Source organism: Halosolutus halophilus, from assembly GCF_022869805.1.
Classification (GTDB): domain Archaea; phylum Halobacteriota; class Halobacteria; order Halobacteriales; family Natrialbaceae; genus Halosolutus; species Halosolutus halophilus.
In genome coordinates this window covers 3861955-3886207 of sequence record NZ_CP094974.1, presented here as the reverse complement: position 1 = coordinate 3886207, position 24253 = coordinate 3861955, and the positions used below count along the sequence as shown (strand labels likewise).

The 24253-nt window shown below is 66.1% G+C and carries 23 protein-coding genes; 12 read left to right on the top strand and 11 right to left on the bottom strand.

All coding sequences use genetic code 11. The features are described 5' to 3' along the window. Positions 1 to 197 precede the first annotated feature (197 nt). From MUG98_RS19130 to MUG98_RS19120, 3 genes are all read left to right on the top strand, one after another. On the top strand, positions 198 to 620 hold the full coding sequence (locus tag MUG98_RS19130; RefSeq protein WP_265109016.1) for an arsenate-mycothiol transferase ArsC: 423 nt from the start codon (positions 198 to 200) through the stop codon (positions 618 to 620). 168 nt (positions 621 to 788) lie between these two features. Further along, on the top strand, positions 789 to 1208 hold the full coding sequence (locus MUG98_RS19125; RefSeq protein ID WP_265109015.1) for a hypothetical protein: 420 nt from the start codon (positions 789 to 791) through the stop codon (positions 1206 to 1208). Between the two features lie 201 nt (positions 1209 to 1409). Further along, positions 1410 to 3458 carry an alkaline phosphatase PhoX gene (locus MUG98_RS19120; protein WP_320443088.1) on the top strand — a complete coding sequence of 683 codons (2049 nt, stop codon included), beginning with the start codon at positions 1410 to 1412 and terminating at the stop codon, positions 3456 to 3458. Positions 3459 to 3592: 134 nt separating this feature from the next. Here the strand turns inward: MUG98_RS19120 and MUG98_RS19115 are convergent, their stop codons facing one another. Genes MUG98_RS19115 through MUG98_RS19090 form a run of 6 tightly spaced genes read right to left on the bottom strand, consistent with a single transcriptional unit; the run spans position 3593 to position 9829 of the window. Beyond that, positions 3593 to 4597: a PhoU domain-containing protein gene (locus MUG98_RS19115; protein ID WP_265109014.1), complete on the bottom strand. Its 1005-nt coding sequence runs from the start codon at positions 4595 to 4597 to the stop codon at positions 3593 to 3595. Continuing rightward, entirely contained in the window at positions 4597 to 5256 is a 660-nt protein-coding gene (gene phoU, locus MUG98_RS19110; protein WP_265109013.1) for a phosphate signaling complex protein PhoU, read from the bottom strand. The genes MUG98_RS19115 and phoU overlap by 1 nt, the downstream gene beginning before the upstream one ends. A 2-nt stretch (positions 5257 to 5258) precedes the next feature. Next, complete coding sequence (pstB, locus tag MUG98_RS19105) at positions 5259 to 6170, bottom strand: phosphate ABC transporter ATP-binding protein PstB (protein ID WP_265109012.1); 912 nt, start codon at positions 6168 to 6170, stop codon at positions 5259 to 5261. Between the two features lies 1 nt (position 6171). Further along, positions 6172 to 7809 (bottom strand): phosphate ABC transporter permease PstA, encoded by a 1638-nt coding sequence (pstA, locus tag MUG98_RS19100; protein WP_265109011.1) that lies wholly within the window; start codon positions 7807 to 7809, stop codon positions 6172 to 6174. Between the two features lie 55 nt (positions 7810 to 7864). Next, the gene (gene pstC, locus MUG98_RS19095; protein ID WP_265109010.1) at positions 7865 to 8806 is read right to left on the bottom strand and encodes a phosphate ABC transporter permease subunit PstC; all 942 of its coding nucleotides are present in this window, start codon (positions 8804 to 8806) and stop codon (positions 7865 to 7867) included. Between the two features lie 42 nt (positions 8807 to 8848). Continuing rightward, positions 8849 to 9829, bottom strand: a complete 981-nt coding sequence (locus tag MUG98_RS19090) for a PstS family phosphate ABC transporter substrate-binding protein (protein WP_265109009.1) — start codon at positions 9827 to 9829, stop codon at positions 8849 to 8851. 433 nt (positions 9830 to 10262) lie between these two features. Between MUG98_RS19090 and MUG98_RS19085 the strand changes: the two genes are divergently transcribed. The 4 genes from MUG98_RS19085 (at position 10263) to MUG98_RS19070 (ending at position 13987) form a co-directional block, all read left to right on the top strand. Continuing rightward, the gene (locus MUG98_RS19085) at positions 10263 to 11267 is read left to right on the top strand and encodes a phosphate uptake regulator PhoU (RefSeq protein WP_265109008.1); all 1005 of its coding nucleotides are present in this window, start codon (positions 10263 to 10265) and stop codon (positions 11265 to 11267) included. 210 nt (positions 11268 to 11477) lie between these two features. Beyond that, positions 11478 to 12380 (top strand): winged helix-turn-helix domain-containing protein, encoded by a 903-nt coding sequence (locus MUG98_RS19080; protein ID WP_265109007.1) that lies wholly within the window; start codon positions 11478 to 11480, stop codon positions 12378 to 12380. A gap of 208 nt (positions 12381 to 12588) precedes the next feature. Continuing rightward, positions 12589 to 12873, top strand: a complete 285-nt coding sequence (locus tag MUG98_RS19075) for a hypothetical protein (RefSeq protein WP_265109006.1) — start codon at positions 12589 to 12591, stop codon at positions 12871 to 12873. Positions 12874 to 12964: 91 nt separating this feature from the next. Further along, positions 12965 to 13987, top strand: coding sequence for a DUF5787 family protein (locus MUG98_RS19070; protein WP_265109005.1), 1023 nt, complete (start codon positions 12965 to 12967; stop codon positions 13985 to 13987). A 30-nt stretch (positions 13988 to 14017) separates the two neighbouring features. Here MUG98_RS19070 and MUG98_RS19065 read toward each other — a convergent pair whose 3' ends face one another. The 3 genes from MUG98_RS19065 to MUG98_RS19055 all read right to left on the bottom strand — a co-directional run bounded on the left by MUG98_RS19065 (position 14018) and on the right by MUG98_RS19055 (position 15947). Next, a complete protein-coding gene (locus tag MUG98_RS19065; RefSeq protein ID WP_265109004.1) occupies positions 14018 to 14536 on the bottom strand; it encodes a cupredoxin domain-containing protein in 519 nt (172 codons plus the stop codon). Positions 14537 to 14679: 143 nt separating this feature from the next. Continuing rightward, positions 14680 to 15507 (bottom strand): MBL fold metallo-hydrolase, encoded by an 828-nt coding sequence (locus tag MUG98_RS19060; RefSeq protein WP_265112489.1) that lies wholly within the window; start codon positions 15505 to 15507, stop codon positions 14680 to 14682. A gap of 11 nt (positions 15508 to 15518) precedes the next feature. Beyond that, on the bottom strand, positions 15519 to 15947 hold the full coding sequence (locus MUG98_RS19055) for a DUF2237 family protein (protein WP_265109003.1): 429 nt from the start codon (positions 15945 to 15947) through the stop codon (positions 15519 to 15521). 117 nt (positions 15948 to 16064) lie between these two features. On the opposite strand from MUG98_RS19055, the gene MUG98_RS19050 reads away from it, so the two are divergent. Continuing rightward, a complete protein-coding gene (locus MUG98_RS19050) occupies positions 16065 to 18956 on the top strand; it encodes a glucodextranase DOMON-like domain-containing protein (RefSeq protein WP_265109002.1) in 2892 nt (963 codons plus the stop codon). Between the two features lie 101 nt (positions 18957 to 19057). Here MUG98_RS19050 and MUG98_RS19045 read toward each other — a convergent pair whose 3' ends face one another. After that, entirely contained in the window at positions 19058 to 20485 is a 1428-nt protein-coding gene (locus MUG98_RS19045) for an ATP-binding protein (RefSeq protein ID WP_265109001.1), read from the bottom strand. Positions 20486 to 20668: 183 nt separating this feature from the next. Here MUG98_RS19045 and MUG98_RS19040 point away from each other — a divergent pair, with 183 nt between their 5' ends. Both MUG98_RS19040 and MUG98_RS19035 read left to right on the top strand, forming a co-directional pair. Continuing rightward, a complete protein-coding gene (locus MUG98_RS19040; RefSeq protein ID WP_265109000.1) occupies positions 20669 to 21037 on the top strand; it encodes a universal stress protein in 369 nt (122 codons plus the stop codon). Positions 21038 to 21039: 2 nt separating this feature from the next. Beyond that, entirely contained in the window at positions 21040 to 21600 is a 561-nt protein-coding gene (locus MUG98_RS19035; protein WP_265108999.1) for a GNAT family N-acetyltransferase, read from the top strand. 103 nt (positions 21601 to 21703) lie between these two features. Here MUG98_RS19035 and MUG98_RS19030 read toward each other — a convergent pair whose 3' ends face one another. Beyond that, positions 21704 to 22162 carry a universal stress protein gene (locus MUG98_RS19030; RefSeq protein ID WP_265108998.1) on the bottom strand — a complete coding sequence of 153 codons (459 nt, stop codon included), beginning with the start codon at positions 22160 to 22162 and terminating at the stop codon, positions 21704 to 21706. A gap of 167 nt (positions 22163 to 22329) precedes the next feature. Here MUG98_RS19030 and MUG98_RS19025 point away from each other — a divergent pair, with 167 nt between their 5' ends. Further along, the gene (locus MUG98_RS19025) at positions 22330 to 22794 is read left to right on the top strand and encodes a universal stress protein (RefSeq protein WP_265108997.1); all 465 of its coding nucleotides are present in this window, start codon (positions 22330 to 22332) and stop codon (positions 22792 to 22794) included. An 83-nt stretch (positions 22795 to 22877) separates the two neighbouring features. Then, positions 22878 to 24149, top strand: a complete 1272-nt coding sequence (locus tag MUG98_RS19020; RefSeq protein WP_265108996.1) for a DHH family phosphoesterase — start codon at positions 22878 to 22880, stop codon at positions 24147 to 24149. Positions 24150 to 24253: the final 104 nt, after the last annotated feature.

The window sequence follows — 24253 nt, the reverse complement described above, 5'->3', positions numbered from 1 at the left end:
GGACCCGGAGTCCGCTCCAGCGAACGTCGACAGCGCCTTCGTCACGGCTATCGAACCGATCCGGGGTCGAACGCATTACGGCTGTCGAACGGAGGTGAGGGCGAATGGGCGTGGGTTCGAATCGTTCGATGCGGAGTACGTAGTTCACAATAGAACTATTAGGAACGGTTATCCCAGCTGCTGAACGTCTGTTCCGTATGGGCACCGACTCGCTGAAATTAGGGTTCGTCTGTGTGCAAAACGCCGGCCGGAGTCAGATGTCCGCCGCGTTCGCGGAACGGGAACGAACTCGTCGCGGGCTCGAGGACGAGGTCGAAATTCTGACCGGGGGAACGCGCCCCGCAGACGAGGTCCATCCCGAAGTCGTCGAGGCCATGCGGGAACTCGATATCGACGTGTCCGATCGGTCCCCTCGTGAGGTGTCGACCGCCGAACTGAACGACTGTACGGTCGTCGCGACGATGGGGTGTTCGACGCTCGATCTCGACGCCGACGTGGCCGTCAGGGACTGGGCACTGGACGATCCGCACGGGAAATCCGCGGACGAGGTACGGGCGATCCGGGACGACATCGAACGCCGAGTCTCCGACCTCTTCGACGAGTTCGTGGACGACGAGTAGCCGTCTGCCCTCCCGCCGTGTTTCGATCGACTCTTGTCGCCGTGTTTCCATCGTCCCTTCGCTTCGGATTCCGCTGACCCGAACGATACGGATCGGACGTGGAAACAGTGCCGTCTGACGACCTCACGGTGCAGTAGATTCAAGTATCGTCTCATTGGACGGCGAGATATGGCCCGTTCGAACGAATCAGCGCTGGAACAGGAAACGGTCTACAGGGAGTACATCAAGGACGTCCGGATTCTCGAAGTCGAGTCTCCCGACGACGAACCGGGCTATCGGTTCGAGGCACCGAATCACCCCGGTCTGGAGTTCGAGACGCCCGAGAAGGCGACGCTGTACGCCGACGTCTACTTCGACACGAACGGGTTTCGCGAGGCGGGAACCGGCGAAATCGGCATTCCACCGGCGATCGTCCAGTCGGGAATCGACGTGATCACCGCGTACATGCTCGCCCAACCCGACACGTCCAAAGACTGGGTCGCCTCGTTCTTCGGTTCGACCCACGAGGAAATCGACACGTACGTCTCCTGGGTCCGGACCCGGGCCGAGGAAGTCCGGCGAAAGGCCCGCGAAGAGGGCATCGAGTGATCGAACTCCCCCCTCGTCAACACGCAGGCATGACCGCGTCGTCGTGCCGTGTTTCAGATGCTTGGTTGATGTACCAGAAATATAATACAAACGTCGAAACCGAATACAGTATGTTACCTACGTATTTGTATAATACTGAACGTACACTTGTTTGTAAATATTATAAAGCTTGATATTCGGGTCCGATGGCACTTCGCTTGCATGGTAGAATTTACCAGACGAACGCTGATCGAGACGTCGGTCGCATCGGCAGTCGGTTCCGGGTTCGTCGACGTCGCAGGCGCACAGAACGACGACGAGTGGGAGGACTCGCCGACGGGCGGCGCACCCATGGTCAAGGGCCGGATCGATCGGCTGGCTCATACCGCACTCGGCGCCGAGGTCACCGGGCCGTTCGTGTTCGAGAACGGCGAGATGTTGTTCAGCCTCCAGCATCCCAGCACGGACAACCGCCCGCCGTTCGGGACCGCGGGCGTCGGCTGGCTGGCCGGACACCGGTTCGAGTCCAACGGCAGGAACGACGAGTTCGACGAGCTGGAACCGCCCCGGACGAACGAGCAACAGCAGCAGGTTCGCGTCGCCGGCGGCGAGTACGAACTCCTCGTCCAGAACGGCGATCCGATCGAGAACGGGACCGCGCGGTGGGGCCACCCGGAGACGCCTGACGGGACGCCGGTCGCCGAGTTCGCCGGCAGCCGGTACGGCGCCTACGGGAGCAACCCCGACATGAACTTCTTCGTCGCGACCGACGACGAGGGACTCGAGGGATACCTGTTCACGAACGTCGAGACGAGCCCCGGGAGCATCGTCCGGACGCCGATCTACCGGGATGAGGACGGCTGGGAGGCCGATCTCGACAACGCGATGAACCTGGAGAACACGGCGGCGTTCCGCGAACTCGGCGGCACCCGGATCAACTGCTACGGCGACAAAGCGCCGTGGGGGAACCCGATCTCCGCCGAGGAGGATTACGTCCACCCGCGGGCTTCCGGTCCGGCGACGATCGGCGAGATCCTGGAAGCGGGGTCCGGCGTCGGGCTCCGCGGTGCGAGTTCGTTCTTCAACCGCCCGAACCCCGCCGAACTCCCCGACGCACTCGCCGAGTTGTACGGGGACGAGAGCTGGTATCCACAGGGCGCGTGGGCGCTGGGCGGCGTGGAGATGCTGTCGTACTATCTCGGAGCCGATCCGGTCGACCAGGAGGACGGCGAGAACACGCACACGCCGATCGGCGAGGGGTATCCCAATCCGTACCGGACCGGGTACTGCGTCGAGATAACCGACCCGACGGCCGACGAACCGACGCCGGTCAAACACTACAACTGGGGCCGGGCCGCCTGGGAGTGTCCCGAGGTCCTGCCCGACGAGCGGACGGTGTACCTCACCTCCGACGGCTCGAACAAAGGCCTCTACAAGTTCGTCGCCGAGGAACCGATCACGAGCTACGACGATCGGATGGACGTCCGGGGCACCCTGTACGCGATCGAGGTCACCAACGCGCAGGCCGCCAAGAACCTGCCGCCCGCCGCGGTCAATCTGGAGGTCGACTGGATCGAACTCGGAACCGCGACGAACGCGGAGGTCGCCTCCTGGATCGCCGACTACGACGACGTCACCCAGGTCGACTACCTCGAAACCCACGCCGAGACGGACTGGGAGGACGACCTCGAAGCCGCGCTCGAGGAGGCCGACCGCGAAGTCGTCGAGAACGGCAATCGCGACTACATCACCGACGAGGAAATCGTCGAGTGGGCCGCCCAGTACGAGCGGCACGGACCGGACGGCGTCGACGAAGACCTCCGTCGGGTCCCCTTCCTGGAGACCCGGGCGGCGGCGAAGGAGATCGGTGCGACGATCGAGTTCCGCAAGGCCGAGGGGAGCGATACCATCGACGACGCCCAGCCCGGCGACTACCTGTACGTGGGGATCTCCGAACTGAACGACGGAATGGCCGACGACGATGGGTCCCTCCGGATGGAGCGCGTCGACGGCGGCGTCGTCTATCGGGCAGAACTCGAGGCCGACTACGACATCTCCCGGCTCGAACCGGTCGTCGTCGGTGCCGACGCCGCCGACCCGGCCAGTACCGCCGACGACGCCATCATCAACATCGACAACGTGATGGTACTGCCGGACCGGCGCGTGCTGCTCTGCGAGGACAACTCGCCGCTCCGCCGGAGTTACACCAACGACAACCTGTGGGTCTACGAACCGTCGACCCCACGAAATCGACCGAATCCCGATCGGTGATCGTGGCCCGATTCCGATCGGGGACCGGGCGCCCACTCGAAGCGGTAATCGCACGGCTGCCGTAGGCGTACTGGTCGCTCGAGGCGATCGGTCTCCAGCGAAATCGTCCCTGTTTTTCGCGATCTCGGACGAGATCAGTCCTCGACCGACGATTCCGCTCTCGCGTCGGCGATCTCGATCCCGTTCTCGGCGGTTCGGCGGATTTCTCGCCCCACCGTTCCGTGCAGGTAGGCGTCGGAGTCCGCTCGCACGGACAGGTCGTCATCGAGTCGGCGACTCGTCTCGCGAACGGCGGCCGTCGCCTCGTAGGCCCGTTCGGTCTCGCCGCCCAGCGCCAGTTCGACGACGGTTCGCGCGTCGGCTCCGACCGCCTCGAGTCGATCGGCGATCGCGTCCCCCGGCGGCCCCGACTGTCGCGTCGTCACCGACGCGATCTCCGCGGCGTGATCGGCGATTCGCTCGAGCTGTCGGGCGATCCGGTAGTCGCGAAAGGCGGCCATCCGATCGGTTCCGAGCCGGTCGATCTCGTGGACGTTCTCGAGTCCGCGGTGGAATCCCCGACCGACGAACGCGAACAGTCGATCGACGTCGTCGTGCCGATCGATCACTCGGCGGGCGAGATCGGTATCGTCGGTCAGGACGGCGTCGATGGCATCCTCGTACAGTTCCAGGGCGAGTCGCTGGGCCTGTGCGATCGTCTGCGGAAGCGACACCTCGCTGCTGTCGAGCAGATCCGCGACGGTCAGGCGGTCGCCGGCATCCGCCTGAATCGTGATCCCGATGAGTCGAGTGACCGTCCGTTCGAGTCGCCGGCGGACCTGCGGGTCGGCGTCGTCGAGTCCGGTGACGGTGATCCGATCGCAGCCGGCGGTGTACGCGCTCTCGATCCGCCGCAACACCGTCTCGTCGGCCGCGGTGCTGGCGTCGACGGTCACGGTTCGATCCCGCGACGACAGCGTCTCGGTCGCGGCGACCAGTCGATCCGCGTGCGGGTAGAGATACATCGGTTTCCCGGACTCGAGGCCCTGTTCGAGCGCCCACTCTTTCGGGAGGGACACGACGAACGTCGACGTCCCGGCGAGCTGTACCGTGCGTTCGACCGGTTCGAACGCGGTCTTCGAGAGCTGGTTCCCACGCATCAGTAGATCAGTTCGTCGTCGTTGTCGACCATGTACAGCGTTCGAGCCGCGATGTTGACCGCGTGATCCCCGACGCGTTCGATGTCACGGATCGTCAGCAGCATCCGGGAGACGTCCTCGAGCAGGTCGTCGTCGTCGCGCTCGGTCTCCACCAGGTCCTGCACCACGATCCGACTCGCTCGCTCGCACCGATCGTCGATCTCGTCGTCCATCGCGGCGACGTCGTGGGTCGCGGCGGCGTCGTCCGCGGCGTACGCTCGCATGGCGTCCTCGACCATCGCGACGGTCTCGGTGCCGACGTGTGTGATGTCGACGTCGGGGTAGCGGTCCCGTTCGGCCTGCTGGGTGTACTCGGCCAGGTTGACGGCGAGGTCGCCGATCCGTTCCAGGTCGGTGATGATCTTGAACGAGGCGGCGATAAAGCGCAGGTCTCCCGCGACCGGCTGCTGGAGCGCGAGCAACTCGATACAGTCCTGTTCGAGGTCGAGGTAGCGCCGGTTGATCTCGTGATCGCCGACGATCAGTCGCTCCGCGAGGTCCTCGTCTTTGGACTCGTAGGCCTCGATCGCGTTCCGGAACCGGTGACAGACGAGGTCGCTCATCTCGAGGACGTCTTCGCGCAGTTGCGTTAGCTGCTGCTGGTACTCGTTTCGTGACATGGTTAGCCGAACTTGCCGGTGATGTAGTCTTCGACGCGATCGTGTGCGGGGTTCTCGAAGATTTTCGCGGTGTCGTCGAACTCGACGAGTTCGCCGCCGGTGAGGAAGACGGCGGTCTTGTCGGAGATGCGGGCGGCCTGTTGCATGTTGTGCGTGACGATCACGACCGTGTACTCCTCGGCGAGGTCGGCGATCAGGTCCTCGATCTTCGAGGTCGCGATCGGATCGAGCGCCGAGGCCGGTTCGTCCATCAGGATGACTTCCGGATCGGGCGCGATCGCGCGGGCGATGCAGAGCCGCTGTTGCTGGCCGCCCGAGAGATCCAGTCCGCTCGAGTCGAGTTGATCCTCGACTTCCTCGAGCAACGCGGCCCGTTCGAGGGCCCGGTGAACGTTCTCGTCGACGTCGTCGGCCTTGTCCTGGACTTCCAGTCCGAAGGCGACGTTGTCGTAGATCGACTTCGGGAACGGGTTCGGCGACTGGAAGACCATCCCGATCTTCCGCCGGAGCGCGACGGGATCGACGTCCTCGTCGTAGACGTTCTTCCCGTCGAACAGCAGTTCGCCTTCGACGCGGGCCGCGTCGATGAGGTCGTTCATCCGGTTGATCGAGCGCAGGAACGTCGACTTCCCACAGCCGGACGGCCCGACGAGTGCCGTCACCTGGTTCTCCGGGATCGCCATGTCGACGCTCCGGAGCGCCTGCACGTCGTCGTAGAAGACGTCGACGCCTCTGGCCTCGATGATCGTCTCGGTACTCCCGGACGTCGATCGGGCGTCGATATCGAACGATTCGTCGAGCAACGATGCGCTCTCGGCGTCGGATGGGCTGGACTGGTCGGAGACGGCCGTTCCGCTGCCGTCCGTTCGCCGTTCGGTACCGTCGTCGGTCTGAGGTGTCTCGTTTCGGGTCATCTTACTCGTGTCGCTGGTACTTGTTCCGGAGCAAGATCGCCGTGCCGTTCATCATCAACAGCACGACCAGCAGGACGAGGACGCCGGCGGCGAGGACGCCGTGGTAGAACTCCGGCTTGGCCAACCTCGCCCAGGCGAAGATCTGTCGCGGCATCGCACTGAACAGGCTGAAGAAGGAATTCGGCGAGATGCGAACGACCGCCGCGACCCCGACCATCAGCAACGGCGCAGTTTCGCCGATCGCACGACCCAGCGCCAGGATCGTCCCGGTCAGGATGCCGGGCATCGCCCGCGGCAGGACGACGGTCCGGACCGTCTGCCATCGGGTCGCTCCCATCCCGTAGGCGGCCTGCCGCTGGGAATCGGGGACCGCCTGGATCGCCTCCTGTGCGGAGACGATGACGATCGGCAGGATGAGCAGACCGACCGTCAGACCGCCGACGACGACGATTCCGGGTCGCAGCCCGGCCGTGTTGACGAACAACGCCAGGCCGAGCAGCCCGTAGACGACCGACGGAACCCCGGCGAGATTCGCGACGTTGATCTCGATGAGTTCGACGATCGATCCGGGGAGCCCCTCGGTGGGTGCGTACTCCTCGAGGTAGATCGCGGCGCCGACGCCGACGGGGAACGCCGCGACGGCGACGACGATGATCATCATCACCGACCCGACGAGCGCGGGATAGATCCCGGCTTCGCGGGGCGTCCGGTTGTGGGCGGTGGTCAGGAACTCCCAGTCGAGCCAGACGGTCGGCCCGCTCAGGTCGGCCACTCCGACGACGGCGGCACAGACGGCCACCCCGATCGCGATCGCGACGGGAAACGCCAGTCCGGAGACGCCGTCCCCGCGCCTGAGAACCTGTTCGACGTACAGTCCGACCGGAACGGCGACGACGGTCGTCAGAACGATCCACGACGTCGCCGAGAGTCCGACGAGCGGCGCGGCGACGAGTCCGAGGGCGGCCACGACGACCGTCGCGCCGCCGGCGATGACGCCGGCGCGATCGCTCTTGCGCACGCGACGAATGCGCCAGCCGACCGCCGCCGCGATCGGGGCCGCGAACGTTCCGAGCAGCGACAGCGACGCCATCGGCAAGACGGGTGCCGAAAGGATCAGTTCCCGAAGGCTCGGTACGAGACCCGGAACTCCGACCAGTGCCAGCAGGGGAACGACCGTGACGACCGCGGCTCGCTCGAGCGCGCCGGCGTCCCGACGGCGGTCGTGGAGCGCGATCGCGCCGGCGGCGACGGCGGTGGCGACGACGAGCGCGAGCCACCCGTGTGGGCTGACGATGTGTCTGAAGACGATTCCGACGCCGCCGGCCAGCAGGGTCGCGGCGATCGGGAGTCCGAGCGCCGTGTACGCGACTTCTCCCGCCGGCGGGTCGTACCGGTAGTAGTACCCGGCCAGCCCGAGCGCCGGGAGCAGGACGGTCACGGCGACTGCGCCCCACCAGGCCGGATCGGCCGTCAGGGGTTCGATCGCGTCGGTCGCGACGTAGGCGAGGAACACGAACACGAGGAACAGCGCGAGCAGGGTCGCACCGAGACAGGCGGCCTTGAACAGCAGGCCGCGGACCTGGCTGACCTGCCCGTCCGCACCGAACCAGGCCCCCGTCGACTCGTCGGCGGTCGCCATCAGCGGCTCACCTCCTTCGCGGGCGCGGTTCTCGGATCCTTGGTCGTCGATCGTCTCATTGGTACTCCTCCCGGTAGCGTGCGGCGATGCGGTTGCTGAGCAGGTTCATCGTGAAGGTGATCGCGAACAGCGTCAATCCGATCGCGAACATCGAGTAGTAGCCGGCGGTGCCGCCGGATAGGTCCGTGGTGACCGCCTGCACCATGGCGGCGGTCATCGTCTGGCCGGAGTTGAAGAGGTTCGCGAGGGGATTCGAGGGATCGAACATGCGCGCTCGACTGCCGCCGGCCACGACGACGATCATGGTCTCGCCGATCGCCCGCGAGAGCGCCAGAATGTACGACGAGAAGATGCCCGATATGGACGCGGGAAGGACGATCTTCGTCGACACCTCGAACTTCGTCGCGCCGAGGCCGTACCCTGCCTGTCGGAGCGAGTCCGGGACCGCGCTCATCGCGTCCTCGCTGATCGAGGAGACCATGGGGATGATCATGATCCCGACCATGATCGACGCGGAAAGCAGGTTGAACAGGCTCAAATCGAGTCCGATCTGCTGGAGCCACGGCGTCAGATACACGAGCGCGAAGAAGCCGTAGACGACGGTCGGAATCCCCGCGAGGATCTCGAGCGCCGGTTTCAGTACCGATCGCATCCGATCGCTGGCGTACTCGCTCAGGTAGACCGCGGCCGCCGTACCGATCGGAATCGCGACGAGCGCCGAGACGATCGTTACCACGAGCGTGGCGCTTACGAGCGGCAGGATCCCGAGAATCGGGTTCTCGCTCCGCAGGACCCACTCCGTGCCGGTGAAGAACGCGACCGGCGCGACGCGTTGGAAGAAATCCACCGCGTCGATCGCCAGGGTCGCGATGATGCTGACCGTCACGAGAACAGTTAGCGCTGCACAGGCGAACAACAGGCCGTGATACAACCGTTCCTTTGCAATCCGTCCGTGTGCCGATCGGGTGAGATCGGCGTCGATTGGTGTATTACTCATACCAGTTCATTTAGATGCGAAAAATCGGTGTCGATAGCCGCGTTACTCGCCGGCCGCGTCTTCGAGTTTACTCGTGTTCTCGTCGACCATGTCCTGATTCGAGGGCACGTACCCGACCTCGTCTGCGATCCAGTCGGCATTCGAGTTCTCGAGGTAGTAGTTGATGAACTCGTAGACCTCCTCGCGCTGGAGGGCCTCCTCGGAGGGATAGATGAACAGCGGTCGAGACATCGGGTACGTCCCCTCGCTGGCCGCCTGCAGGCTCGGCGATCCGCAGTCGTCGCCCTCGCTCTTTTTGATGTCGATTGCTTTGACGCGGTCCTCGTTCTCGGAGTAGTAGGCGTAGCCGAAGTAGCCGATCCCGTACTGGCTGTTCTCGAGGCCCTGAATGATGGTGTTGTCGTCCTCGGTTCCTTCGTACTCGGTGGTGTGACCCCCGCCGTTGACGTTCTCGCTGAACCAGTCGTAGGTTCCAGAGGTGGTGTCGGGTCCGTAGCGTTCGATCTCCTCGTCGGGCCATTCGGAGTTGACGTCGGCCCACGTCTCGGCGGCGTCCTCGCCCCAGATCTGGGCCAGTTCGTCGAAGGACATGCAGTCGACCCAGTCGTTGTCGGGGCTGACCGCCATCGTGAGCGCGTCGCCGGCGATGTGCATTTCGATCGGCGTGACGTCGTTTTCGGCGCAGTGGTCTTCCTCCTCGGGCTTGATCGGCCGCGATGCCCCGTTGACGTCGGCGTCGCCGGGACAGAAGTGGTTCTCGAACCCGCCACCGCTGCCGGTCGGGTCGACCGTGACGTTGACGTTCGGGTACTGGTTCATGAATCGCTGTGCCATCTCGTCGGAAATCGGGAAGACGGTACTCGAGCCTTTGACGACGACTTCGCCCGAGAGTTCGCCGCTGCCGTTTTCCGCATCGGTCTCGGAGCAACCCGCGACTGCGATCGCCCCTATCGCCCCGCTCGACGCGAGGAACTTCCGTCGAGAGACTGTACCCACCGACCGCCCGGACTGATTGTCCGTCATCGGGTAGACGATTGTACAGCCCATATAAATACGATTCTAATTTCTATATATTGTATTTGCGGTATCTATAGTTGCGGACGTACGGGTCCGGAGCGATACGTACGAGTACATAGTGTTTCGTACTCGCCCGTCGTGTGGCCTGTAATGCTCCTTCTCGCGCCTCGAATCGCGGTTCGGGCAAGCGAGTTCTCCGATCGGTTCTCGGTTCGATTCGCAGTCCCGGTACCGTTCGATCGCAACTCTCGTCGGGATACCCGTCGCTCTTGGTTGGTATATAGGGCTATATTGATAGACGCTAACAACGGTAGCTTCACGTAGCCATCGGTACCAGTTCCCTCCGCAAAACGCCCCCAAAGCGCCTCTTTCGTGAGCTACTGTGGTGTCTCTATATAATCAGAGTGATTTATGTTCTCGGAGTCCAGACCCACCTCCCATGGAGACGCGCAAGGTCCAGGTGACCGGCGGATCGACGTACACCGTCTCGCTCCCGAAGACGTGGGCCACGGCTAACGACATTTCCAGCGGATCGACCGTCGAGATATACGCGCAAGACGACACGCTGATCGTCACGCCACAGCGCGAAACCAGCCACCAGGAGGGGACGCTCGACGTGGCGGCGCTCGACGGCGAGCAGTTGACCCGCGCCGTGCTGACGATGTACGTCAGCGGCTTCGACGTCATCCGACTCGAGGCGAACCGGATCACTACCGACCAGCGGCGGGCGATTCGAAGCGCCATCCAGGGGCTCATCGGCGTCGAGATCGTCGACGAAGGAACCGACTCCGTCGTCGTCCAGGACCTGCTCGACTCCTCGGAGCTGTCGATCGTCAACGCGGTCACCCGAATGCGGCTGATCGCGACCGCCATGCTCGAGGACGCGGTGACGGCGCTCGTCGAGAACGACGACGACGTGGCCCGCGACGTGATCGAGCGCGACGACGATGTCGATCGACTCTTCCTCGTCGTTTCGCGGATCTTCCGTGCGACCCTGCGATCGCCGCGGGCCGCCGAAGGGCTCGGCGTCTCTCGCGAGGACTGTTTCGACTTCCACTCGAGCGCGCGACAGCTCGAACGGGTCGCCGATCACGCCGTCAAGATCAGCCAGCTCGCGCTGAAACACGAGTCGATTCCCGAAGAGGTGGCGGAGGCGCTGCTCGATCTCCACGCGGATGCCGCCGAGATTCTCGAGCAGTCGATGGACGCCCTGTTCGCCGAGGATGGTGACGAGGCGACCGACCTCGGCCACGAGGCCCTCGAATCCGTGCTGACGATCGACGAACATACCCGCCGAATCGACGACATGCTTCGCGACCTCGACCCCATCAAGGCCCAGTCGCTCGGGCTGATCCTCGACTCGCTGTCCCGGAGCGCCGACTACGGCGGCAACGTCGCCGAAACCGCGTTGCAGAAGGCGGCTCCGCGACCGGGGCACCGCTGACCCGATCGGTTCGAGCCGATTTCTCGCCCTTCCCCGTCGTCGATCGCCCCGCTGTTCAGTCTCCGTGCGGCGAACGACAGCCTCGTCGCACCGACCAGCGGTGTCCACGCGCCGAACGTCACGTGCGCACTGAATCCCACGAAATGAAACCACAGTTACAGAACTGCGATTTAGGGAACTGTTTTGACAGTTGCTCGTGTACGTGCCCGTATGAGTCGATCGGACGTCGCGAGTGAGGGCGAGAGCCCGCTCGAGTGTACGGACTGTCTCGATCCCGCCGACGCGTTCGCGCTCGTCGGCAACGAGACGCGGTTATCGATCCTCGAGGCGCTGTGGGCGGCCGACGCGGAGCGCGTCTCGTTCTCGGACCTGCGCCGCGAGGTGGGGATGCGCGATTCGGCACAGTTCAACTACCACCTCCAGAAGCTGACTGGTCACTTCGTCACGCAGACGGACGACGGATACGCGTTCAAACACGCCGGCGAGAAGGTCGTCCGCTCGGTGATCGCGGGCTCGTTCACCGAGGACCCCTCGATCGAACCCTTTCCGGTCGAGGGGAGCTGTTACGCCTGCGACGGGCCTCTCGAGGCCAGTTACGTTGACGAACAGTTCACGATCCGGTGCCAGGAATGTGGCCGACGGCACGGCGAGTACGCGTTCCCGCCCGGCGGTCTGAACGATCGGACGCGCGAGGAGATCGCGGACGCCTTCGACCAGCGGGTTCGGCACCTGCACTGTCTGGCGGCCGACGGCGTCTGTCCGGAGTGCAACGGCCGGATGGAGACGCGGGTCGTCGAGGACGGCTCGTGTTGTCTCGGCGTCGGCCTTCGCGTCGACCACGAGTGCGCGCAGTGCGAGCACACGCTCTGTTCGGCCGTCGGCCTCCGCCTGCTCGATCAGTCCGACGTCGTCAGTTTCCACCGTGAACGCGGGGTTTCCCTCGACGAGCGTCCCTACTGGACGCTCCCGTGGTGCGTCTCGGACGAGTACACGCGCGTATCCGATCGCGACCCGCTCCGTCTCGAGGTGCGAATCCCGCTCGCGGGCGACGAACTGCGGGTGACGATGGACGAGGACCTCACCGTTCTCGAGACGCGGATCGACGACGTCTGACGAGGGCACCCTTTCGACGGGTCCCGGTTTCTCGGCCCGCTATCCGCTCGTCGCTGCACGTTTCCCGGTTTCTCGGCCCGCTATCCGCTCGTCGTCGACGGGATCCAGTCACCACCGGAGCGTTCCTGAAACGGATTTCAGTAGGACGCGTTACAAAAATATAGTTCAGATTACACTTATTCCCGTTCGGTGCGTTGACGTAGATACGATGACTACATCCAGACCATCGCGGACGGTCGACTCGATCGACGGGCGGAGTCTCGTCGAAACTGCCGTCGTCACGATCGGAACGACGGGTCTGTTCCTCGTGTCGGCGATCACCGCGCTCGTGGCGACAGCAGCCGTCGGCGACGAGCCACTCGTGACGGTCGTGGTCGCACTGGCCGTCGGGATCGGAACGATCGGCGCTGGCCTCGGCGGCGCGAGGCTGTTCGGCCGCTGGCTCGGCAGGCGTCTCGATCGACGCGCCGCAGTTCCCGTTCACGCCCGCTGAACACGCCGGATCGAACCGGCCAATCGGACGACTCGGCGTGTAGACTCCGTCGACCCCACGACTTTTGCCGATCGCGCTCCTCCCCAGCACCGTGTCCGAGTTCGCGTTCGAACTCGCGCTGTGTGCCCACCTCGAGGGGCGACGCGAGGGGATCGTCGCCCGGCAACTCGGCGGGAGCGTCGCCGAACCCGGAGGTCGGATTCTCGACGTCGTCCGCGTCGAGCCCGGGCCCGCGTTCGCCGATCGGGTCGCGCTCACGGCCGAGACGATCCCCGACGCCGCCATCGAGTCCGCCGTCGGCCCTGGCCGGGCGCGCTACTGGAAGGACGCCTTCGACTGTCACCCGGAACGGGCCCGCCGAGCCACGGAGCGAGCCCTCGAGATCGGCTTCTTCGAACGCGAACGCCGGCGCGGTCGCGACTACGTGCGACAGGTCGCCCGCTACCCCGACTGGTACGATCGGCTCGTCGGAATCGAGAACAAACCGGATCTCGGCCGGCCCGGGGACCTCGAAGCACAACTCCGGACCGACGTCAGCCTCGCGCTGGTCGACGAGGTGGTGCTCGCGACCGAGAGCTACGTCACGCGCGCCCACTTGAACCGCATCCCCGAGGAAGTCGGCGTCTGGCGGGTCCACCGCGACGATCGCAGCGTGCCGACCGTCGAGGACGATGGCCCACCCACTGAACGCGACCCCGTCGACGAGATCGAGGTCGTCCGCGAGCCGACGCCGCTGCCCGTCGACGACCCGGGGATCGAGCCGACCGGGTTCCACCCCGGTCGAACGGACGTCGCCGTCGTCTCCCCCGCCGAGAAGACGCGAACGCGCCGACGGACCGCCGAGCGCGCCTACGGCAAAGGCTGGCGAACGTACGCGTTTCCGGCCTGCGAGTCCTGCCGTCCGTCGACCGACGCCGGTGCGACCCTGCCCTTCTGTGAGTGGAAGGGACGCGTCGTCGACGCCCGATCGACGTGTGGCCCCTCGTGTGACGGTTACGAAGACGCACCGGCGCCGTCCGTCGATCTCGTGGCCGAGCGCGACCGCAGTACGCCGTGGCGGGCGGATCCGGACGGCAACCGACGCCACCAGTCCGGACTCGATCGCTTCGGGTGATCGATCGGCTCGCGGATCCGTCGTGGTCGGTTACGCCTCGTCCTCGTCGGCTGGGCGAACGCGAAACACGCCGGTGAACTCCTCGCCGTCCGCGTCGCGACTGCCGTAGAGATAATCGCCCTCCGCCCAGAAGAGTCGATCCCAGCTATCGCCGTCGGGAACCGTCGGCTCGGCTTCGTCCCACATGCACTCCTCGGGGACGTCGATCGGGTAGACGGCGTCGACCGCCTCCTGCCCCTCCCAGGTCCACTCGACGACGGTCGAGGAATCGATCACGAACCCTTCGGGGTCGAAGCCGTCGCCGCCGGGATCGACGCCGATCCCGACGGGATCCTCGCCGGTGCGGTCCACGAGGTCGTACTCCTCGATGACCGTCTCCGCGTCCCGATCGGCCGAGTCGCCGTCGTCAGGGTCGTCGGGTTCGCCGTTCGAGCCGTCGTCGCTGGGATCGTCGGCCTCGCCGTTCGAACCGCCGTCGTCACCGAGACAGCCCGCGAGCGTGGCGGCCGCGAGCGTCGCGCCGAGAATCCGACGTCTACGCCAGTTCATACGTCGAACAGGGAGGTCGACGCCCTTGAGCGCCGTGGTTGCGTCACGCTCGCCGAGGGTCGATCGGCGGCCACCGTCCGTCGCCGTTCGCTCCGGACGCGGGTGGCGCGATCGGGGGGCAGTCCTCGATTCGCCGGCTGATCTCAGTCGAGAACGTACTGCTCGCCGTCGATCGCCAGCGGCTCCGCGAACGCCTCGTCGGCGGGGTAGTAGTGGGCGAGGTGGACCAGTCGCGTCCGATCGGCTCCGAGTTCGGCGGCCAGCGCGAGCGCACCCTCCCGGGTCATGTGTTTCGTCCCGAACGTTCGCGGGACGCCGTCGGGCCCCTCGTGGCGGCCCCCGATCGGATGGTACTCACAGAGGTCGGCCGGGACGATACCGTCGGCCAGCAGGAGATCCGGCTCGGCGAGCGCCTCGCGCGACCGATCGGGGACGTCGTAGCTCGTGTCGCCCGTGATCGACAGTTTGGCACCCGTTTTGGGGTCTTCGACGACGACCCCGTAACAGACCAGCGGCGGGTGGTCGACGGGGACGAGCGTCACGTCGAATCCGCAGACGCGAACCGGTTCGAACGGCGTCGTCGGGTGGACGGTGATCGGATCGAGGTAGTGGTAGTCCGAGCGAACGGTCTCCGCGACGCTCTCGCCGGTCTCGGGGTCGGTCTCGTCGGCCGCGTAGACGGACAGCGAGTCGAAGACGCGAAAGGCGTTGCCGAGGCCGTCGAGGTGGTCGAAGTGGATGTGGGTGACGACGGCGGCGTCGGGCAGGGCGACCTCGTCCCGCAGGAACTGGTACCGAAAGTCCGGGCTGAAGTCGATCAGTAGCGACTCGCCGGTCCGAGCGTTCTCGACGTGGACCGAGAACCGGGTTCGTTCGACGCCGCGCTCTCGTGCGGTCTCGCAGGTGTCGCAGTCGCAGCCGACGGTGGGCGTACCGGTCGTGTCGCCGGTTCCGAGGAGCGTCACGCGCATCGATGCGGTGTTCACTCCACCGACTCCTCCCGGTCGAGTTCGGTCTCGTCTTCCCCGGATACGATGTCGAACGACCCGTCGTACTCGTGTTCCCGGAGCGTGTCCGGATCGACGTCACGAAGCACTGCCTCGTGGGTGGCCTCGAGGACGACCGGCGGCGCACAGCCGGCCTCTTCGGCCTCGCGCCAGCGGGCCAGACAGAGACACCAGCGATCGCCCGGGTCGAGCCCCGGAAACTCGAACTCGGGACGCGGCGTGACGAGGTCGTTTCCCCGTGCCCGGCTGAACCGGAGGAACTCCACGGTCACGACGGCACAGACCTCGTGCCGGCCCCGGTCCCCGTCGACGCGGCGACAGCAGCCGTCCCGGAGGTATCCGGTCGTCGGCTCGGTGCTACAGGGCTCGAGTTCGGTCCCGAACACGTTCCGGTCGGTGGGCATATCCGCCGTATCGGGCGGTGGGACGAAAAGGGTGGCGTCGCTCTCCCCCGGTGCACATGAGTGATGTGTTTTTTCATCACAAATATTAAGGTGGGACACTCGAACACACGAACCACCGTGAACCGACGAACGTTCATCACGACGCTCGCCGCCGCGACGGCGGCTTCGACCGTCGGAACGACCGCGAGCGCCGATCACGATACTGACGCTGCGGCGATCGATCTCGAGAGTGGCGACGGCTCCCACCACCCGGGCCCGCCCCGGTTCCTGCACGCGGACGAGGCGATCGTCGACCCGCTCGGCCACGAGACGGAGCCGCGAGATAGCCTCGCACCCTGGAATCCCGACGGGAACGCGAGCTACTCGTGGGCGGTCGTCGAGTCGCCCGACGGCGCCGACCCGGAACTCTCCGGCGACGACGTCGTCGAGTTCGATCCCGACGAACCCGGCGACTACCTGCTCGAACTGGCTGCCCCCGACGGCACCCATGAACTCACGGTCCGGGTCTATCCGGACGATTCCGAGGACGATCCGCGGCCGCGCGTCGACCTCGACGCCGCGGTCGTCGGCGGACAGGTGCTGTTGAACGCCACGGCGAGCGAACCGGAACGGGAGGACGTCATCGGGAGCGACCTCGAGGTGGAGTTCTACGTCGACGATCGCCACCGCGATCGACTCGACGGGCTTGACGGTCCGATCACGGCCGCCGATATCGACGATCGCGTTCGCGTCTACGCGGTCGCTGTCGGCACCCGCCACTCCGTCCCCGACGCGATCGACCTCGTTCCCGACGGCGACTCGATCGCCGTCGAACACCCCTACGACGTGCCCGACTGGGCCGAAGACGCCGTCGTCTACGAGATATTCACCCGCCGGTTCCCCGATCAGGACGACCCCACGTTCGACACGATCGCCGATCGCGTCGAACACATGGCCGACCTCGGCGTCGACGCAGTCTGGATGACGCCCTTCGTCGAGACCGATCGGGGCTTCGGCACGCCGCCGGAGGAAGGCGGACCCCACGGCTACCACACGGTCGACTACTTCGCCACGGATCCCGACCTCGGAACGATGGCCGACTTCGAGGCGCTCGTCGACGAGTGCCACGCACACGACATCGAGGTGATCTTCGACCTCGTCATCAACCACACCGCCGACAGCCACCCGTTCTTCGAGGCGGCGACCGATCCCGACCACCCCGACCACGAGAAGTACGTCGACTGGTACCGCTGGGTCGACCGCGACGACCTCGAGGCGGAGTTCTACTTCGGCTGGGGCGGCATTCCGAACCTGAACTACAACAACCCCGAGGTGCGCCAGTTCTGTCTCGAGGTGGTCGACTACTGGGTCGAGAAGGTCGACGGCATCCGCGCCGACGTCGGCTGGGGGGTCCCGCAGAGCTTCTGGCAGGAGATGTACGATCGGATCAAGCGCCACGATCCGGAGTTCCTCTTGCTCGACGAGACGATGCCCTACGACGTGGAGTACGCCGGCGGACTGTTCGACGTCCACTACGACAATCACCTCCACGCGGCGCTCGGGGACGCGGCCGACGGCAACCCCGAGGCGATCCTCGACGCCGTCGAACGCCGCCACGAGGAGGGTGCGCCCGACCACGCGCTGTTCCTCCAGTACGCCGAGAACCACGACACCGATCGCTACCTCGCGACCCACGACAGCGAGGCCCAGCGCGCCGCCGCCGCGGCGACGTTCACGCTCCCGGGCGTTCCGATGATCTACTATGGCCAGGAGACCGGGCTGCGCGACTGGCGCGAGGCGATGAACTGGGGCGACTTCGACGAGGACGTGCTCGACTTCTACGATCGCCTCGTCGATCTCTACCACGACCATCCGGCCCTCGGCCCGCGCGGCCGCCTCGAACGGATCGACTACGCGGCCGACGAGGGCGCGATCGCGTACGCCCGGTACGACCCGGAAACCGACAGGCGCGCGGTCGTCTTCCTCAACTTCGAGGCCGGCCCGCAGACGATCACCGTCGGCGACTACGTCCACGACGAGAACCTGCTGAGCGACTCGCCGGCGAACATGGAGTACCACGACGAGGACGGGTTCGCAGAGGTGACCGTCGGGACGGCCGTGATCCTCGAGGCCGACGAACCCGAGGGGTTCGTCCTCCCGAGCGACGCGCTCGTCGAGTGGCCCTCCGAGGAGGGAACCGATCACGGCCCCGGAACCTACACCTACCCCGAGACCGACGAGATCCCCGAGGGCGAGTTCGACCTCGCGTCGGTGACGATCGAGGCGGGCGAGGGCCACTACCGCATCGAGTACGAGTTCCACAACGAACTCACCGATCCGTGGAACGGCCCCCTGGGCTTCTCGCATCCGATGATGCAGGTGTACCTCCGCGATCCGAACGGCGAGGGCGGGACGACCGAGGCGCGCGAGGGCGTCAACGCCCAGTTCGAGGCCGAGTACCACCATCGCGTCGTCGCCGACGGGTTCGTCGACGAGTTCCAGCCTCGCGTCGAGGACGCCGCCGGGAACCACGTCAGCGACGTCGAACTCCGCTACGATCGCAACGAGGACCCGCGGACGATCACCATGACCGTGCCCGACGACGACCTCGACTACCTCCCGGAGGGCGAAGGCATGGCGCTCGTGTTCAGCATGGACGGCTACGGCGAGGGCCGCATCCGTCAGGTCGGCACCGACGGCGGCGACTGGTCGTTCGGCGGTGCAGAATCGTCCACCTCGCCGAACGTCATCGACATGGTGACGCCCGGCGACGTCGACCAGTCCGAGGCGCTCGACTACTCCGAGGACGAGGTTGCGACCATTCCGTTCGCCCCGATCGGAGACGTCGTCGAGGCCGACGATCCGGCCGAAGAGAGCGCCGGGGACGAGAACGAGGACGAGGGATCGTCCCCCGTCCCCGGATTCGGAGTTACCGCCGGTGCGGCCGGCGTCGCGGGCGGGGCCGCCTACGCCGCGTCCAAGGTGCTCGGCGACGCCGACGAGAGCGACGCCGTCGACGAGACCGAGTAGGTCTCCCCTCACTCGCGATTCGAGCCGAGTCACCGGTTCGCGATCGGCGATCGATCGGACTCAGTGACGAACGATCGGTATCGGACGGCGATCGCAAAAAATCAGTGATCGTGATCGTGGTCGTGGTCGTGCGAGTGGCCGTGATCGTGCGGCTCACCGCCGTCGCTCGCCTTCCCGAGATCGCCGCCGGCGACCAGCGCGTCGTGATCGCCGCCCATCATGTCCATGTTCTTCAGGGTGTCGCGCTCCTCGAACTCCTCGACCGCCTCGATGAGGTCGTCCTGAGTCAGCTGCGTCCGGTCCTCGGTCAGGGCCTCGAGCACGGCCTCGCGCAGGACCATCCGGAGATCGCTTCCGGTCAGCCCCGCGGTCGCCTCGGCGACGAGTTCCGGGTCGAACTCGTCGATGTCCATGGTCCGGGTGATGACCCGGAGGATGTCGGCCCGCATGCCGTGGTCGGGCTTGGGGAAGTTGATGATCTCGTCGAATCGCCGCCAGGCCGCGTCGTCCAGCTGGTCGGGGTGGTTGGTCGCGCCGATGAGCAGGACGTCGTCCTCGATGAGCGAGATGTTGTCGATGCTCTTCAGGAGGGTGTTGACCGCGCGCTTGAGGGCGGCGTGTTCGTCGCTGCTGCGGGTCTTGGCGACGAAGTCGAACTCGTCGATGAACAGAATGCACGGCGAGAGCCGCTTTGCGACCTCGAAGGTCTTGTCGACGTTCTTGGCCGTCTCGCCCAGGTACTGCGAGGTGATCATCGAGAGTTTGACCTCGACGAACGGCAGGTCCATGTCCTGGGCCAGCGCCTGCGCCGTGGAGGTCTTGCCCGTCCCCGGCGGCCCGACGAACAGGAGTTTGCCGATCTCGCGCAGTCCGATGTCCTTGAGGTAGTCGCGGTGTTCGATCGCCTTCGAGATCTTGTCGAGTTCGTTCTCCTGATCGTCGGTCAATACGAGGTCGTCCAGCGACATCTCGACCTCCTCGGGGGCGCGCACTTCCACGAGGTCGAGCATCTCTTCGTCCTCTTCCTCGTCGAAGTACTGATCGAGCAGGCCGTCGATCCAGACCCGATCGGCCTGGATCGGTCGGTTCCGATCGCGCGCCTTCTCGTAGTCGACGTCGACGTCGAACTCGTCGTGCTCGGCGAAGTGTCTCGCGAGCGTCGGGTTCTCGAGCAACCGCTCCTCGTCGACGCGGTCGACGAACCACTGCTCTGCGAGGTCCTTGTCGGCGAGCGTGATCGTCCCCGAGAACTCGTCGCGCTCGGTAAACATTAGCTCGGAGACGGCCGCCCACGGCTGATCGACGTCGGTCGCCTCGCGCGCGGTGCTGTTCGTTACCGAGAGCGGACGACTGATCCCGGCGGGTCTGTGGCGCTCACCGCCGCTCTCGCTCTCGTCGCCGTCGACGCCGCCGGTCCAGTACACTCGGCGGTACGACGGCGGGAGGTCGTTCTCGTCCAGTCGTCTGTCGTCCGAATACACGCTCGTCGTGAGCAGAAACTCGACGACATCGAGCGCCGCGTCACTCATTCGGTCAACGTATTCACCACATACCCTTAACGCCGTCGTCACGCGCAACGCGTGCGGTAGAATCTACAGCATACGGGTGGCAGTGACACGACACGCGGACCGGGCCGCCCGCAGATCGATTCCGCCCCCGATCCGGGGGCGAACGGCACAACGGTTTTTGTCTCTTGGCTCACACGCGTATACATGAACGTGTTGCTGGGACTCGCGGGAAGCGACGAATCGGTCACGGCGCTCCGACGGACGATCGAGCGCACGACGGAGGCCGACGACGACCTGACCGTCGCTCTCGTCGAGAAACCCGAAGCGGACCGCTCGCAGGACGAGATGTACCGGCAGGCGGACGACCTCCTCTCGGAGGCCGGGATCGAGGCCTCGATCGAACGCCTCGAGGGTGAGCCGGGCAGTTCCCTCGTTGATTACGCGGAACAGGGCGAGTTCGATCAGCTCGTCATCGGCGGCGGGACGCTTTCCCCGATGGGGAAGATTCAGCTCGGCCCGATCACCGAGTTCGTCCTACTGAACTCTCCGATCACGGTCAAACTGGTTCGATAACCATGTCGGGTTCGCGTCCGTATCCCGACGAGCCGGTAGGCCCGTTCCAGTCGCCGCCGACGACGTTCGAGGACGGTGACGGCCGAACGATCGAGGTCCGCGCGCTCGACGTCGACGAGGGGCTCGACGACGTCGTCGAGATGTACGTCCAGTTCGATCCGGCCGACCGCGCGCAGGGGATTCCGCCGACCGGCGAACAGCGCATCCGCAACTGGCTCGAGACGATCGGTGGGGACAGCGTCAACGTCGCCGCCCGCCACGACGGCGACGTGGTCGGCCACGCGATGCTCGTTCCCGATGCCGACGACCCGTCCCTGATCGAGGAGAGCGACGACCTCGAGTGGGAACTCGCGATCTTCGTCCTGCAGGACTACCAGCGGGCCGGGATCGGGACCGTCCTCCTCGAGAACCTGCTGGGCCGCGGGAGCGACCTCGGCATCGATCGCGTCTGGCTCACCGTCGAACGCTGGAACAACCCGGCGATCGCCCTCTACCGGCGCGTCGGCTTCGAGGCGACCGGTACCGAGAGCTTCGAACAGGAGATGGCGATTTTACTCGAATAAGCCGTCGCAGTTCTCGAACTGAGACGCGAGCTAGCGATTCGGGACCGTCCTTTCGAGGCGTTCACGACGTTTCGAGCCTGTGCTCCTCCCGGTTGAAACCCGCTCACACGGAGAGGACCGGCTGGCTGGCGTACGAAAGCACGTACTCGGCGGCCTTCTCGAGCACCTCGGCGGAGGTCCCCGTCACCGGTTCGCGCGGGAGGACGATGAAGTCGGCGTCGATCGCGTCGGCCGTGTCGAGGACGACGTTGCCGGGGTGGCGCGTCTTGCGCGTCTGGGAGAAGCCGTCGTCGACGGCGGTCGACAGCGGGACGCCGCGGTCGTCCGCGACGGCACCGATCTCGTCGAAAAAGTCCTGGGTGTTCTCTGCGACGGCCCCTTCGTCGACCGTGCCGGCGTCTAATCCCCGGACGACGCCGCGGCCGAGCACGTACAGTGCGTGCACGGAGGCGTCGTAGCGATCGGCGACGGCGACGGCGTACTCGACGGCAGTGGCTGACTCGTCGCTCCCGTCGACCGGTGCGAGAACGGTGTCGACGGTGAACGGCTCGCTGGCGTCCATACGCGCCAGTGCGTGTTCCGCTCTCAAAAAGGCTCCCCACGGTTCCCGGTCCGTCCGTCGGATGCGGCCCCGTCGCTCTCGTCGTTCGATCCGTCGATCCCGCCGTCGCCGTCGCCGACCGGGATCGATCAGGGGTGTTTAAGCGGTCACGGGCGCAATTCCCGCCCATGTTCGATACGGTCGTCGTCGCAACGGACGGCTCCGAGAGCGTGAAACGGGCCGTCGACGTCGCGTTCGATCTCGCGGATCGCTTCGACGCCGAGGTCCACGCCCTCTCGGTGGTCGACGCGAGCGAGGTCGACGCCTCGCCACAGCAACTTCGCGAGGAACTGCGGACTGCGCTCGAGACCACCGCCGACGCCGCGCTCGCGACGGTCGAGGAGCGGGCCGATCGGGAGGTGACGACCGCCGTCCGGGACGGACGACCCGCGGCCGAGATCTGCGAGTACGCCCGAGAGGTAGACGCCGACCTGATCGTGACGGGCACGCGCGGCCGTCACGGGGAGAACCGGCTCCTGCTCGGGAGCGTCGCCGAACGGATCGTCCGGACCTCGCCGGTGCCCGTCCTGACGGTCCGGCAACTCGACCCCGCGGGCGAGGGCGCTGCCGACGAGTCGACCGCCGACGCCTGAGCGGGGCACGCTGCGACGGTCGCAGACGCGTCCTGAAAGCGAAGATCGGCGGTTACTTCCCCGCCCGGCCCGCAGGGATCCTCATGGACGAGGAACTCATCGACAGCGGCGACTTGCCGATCGCCCGCAAGTCCGTGCTGCCGGGTACCGGTTTCTTCCTGCCGGACGCTCTCGAAGACGATCTCGAGGACGAGCAGACCGCGGCCGCGCTCGAAGGGGCCGAGGTCGCCGTCATCGCCGATCCCGACGCGGACGGGCTGGCGTGCGTCGCGCTCCTCCGGGAGGCCTACGACGACGTCACGCGCGTTCCGGAACCGGACGACGCTTCGGAGTCGACGGACGACGATGCCGGTGCGGGGTCGACGAGCGCGACCGACGCAGCCGACGCGATCGACGACGTCGAGGAACCCGCGGTCCTCGCCGGCGACGCCGACGATCCGCTCGACGCGCCCGAACCGACGCCCCACGAGGTCGCGCTCGTTCCGGCGAGTCCCCACGACGTCGAGGACGCGCTGGCTCGCGTCGCCGAGTACGGCGACGACGGGATCGACCTCTACGTCTGCGACCTCGCCCCGGACAGGTACGAGTACGTCGAGGAGGAACTCGCGGCGGCCGTCGACACCGCCTCCCGGGTCGCGTGGTACGACCACCACCAGTGGGACGACGCGGTCGCCGAGGCGGTCCGCGAAGCCGGGGTCGACCTCGTCGTCGGCGACTCCGACGAGGAGTGTAGCGCCGACGTGGTCTCCCGGTCGCTCGAGTACGAGTTCGGCCCGATGTACGAGGAACTGGCCGCCGTGACGCGGGATCACGACCTCTGGTTGCGCGAGGACCCCCGCAGCGACGACCTCGCGGACTACGCCTACTGGACCGATCCCGCCGAGTACGTCGAGGTCGTCCGCGAGTACGGCGTCGATCTGCCGGCGTGGGTCCAGGAGTTCGTCTCCGAGCGCCGAATCGAGAAGCGAGCGCTCATCGATCGAGCCGTCGGTCGCGCCGAGTTCCGCGAGATCGGCGGCTACACGGTCGGCGCCACCTACGGTCGCTGTTCGCAGAACGAGGTCGCCGAGGCGATGCGCGAGGAGGGCGCTGACGCCTCCGTGATCGTCAAACCCGCCGGCTCCGCGTCTATCCGGGGGACCGACGCGTTCGATCGGTGCCACGAGGTCGCTGGGAAGGTAAACGGCGGCGGCCACCCCAAGGCCGCCGGCTGCAAGCCCGACATCTACGACGACATGCTCGACTACGCGAACCACTGGACGACCCGCGGTTCGGTCGCGAAGCAGGTCATCCTCGACGCGTTCCGGGACGTCGTCTCGGACGAGCGCGAGGCTGGGGCGAGCGACGACGAGTAACCGGTCTGTACCACCGGAACCGCACTTTGGATTCGAGTTCGTGAGGGAGTCGTGGGCGACCGCTCGTCGCTCGAGGTGGCCGAAATACTGCCCACCGAGCAAGG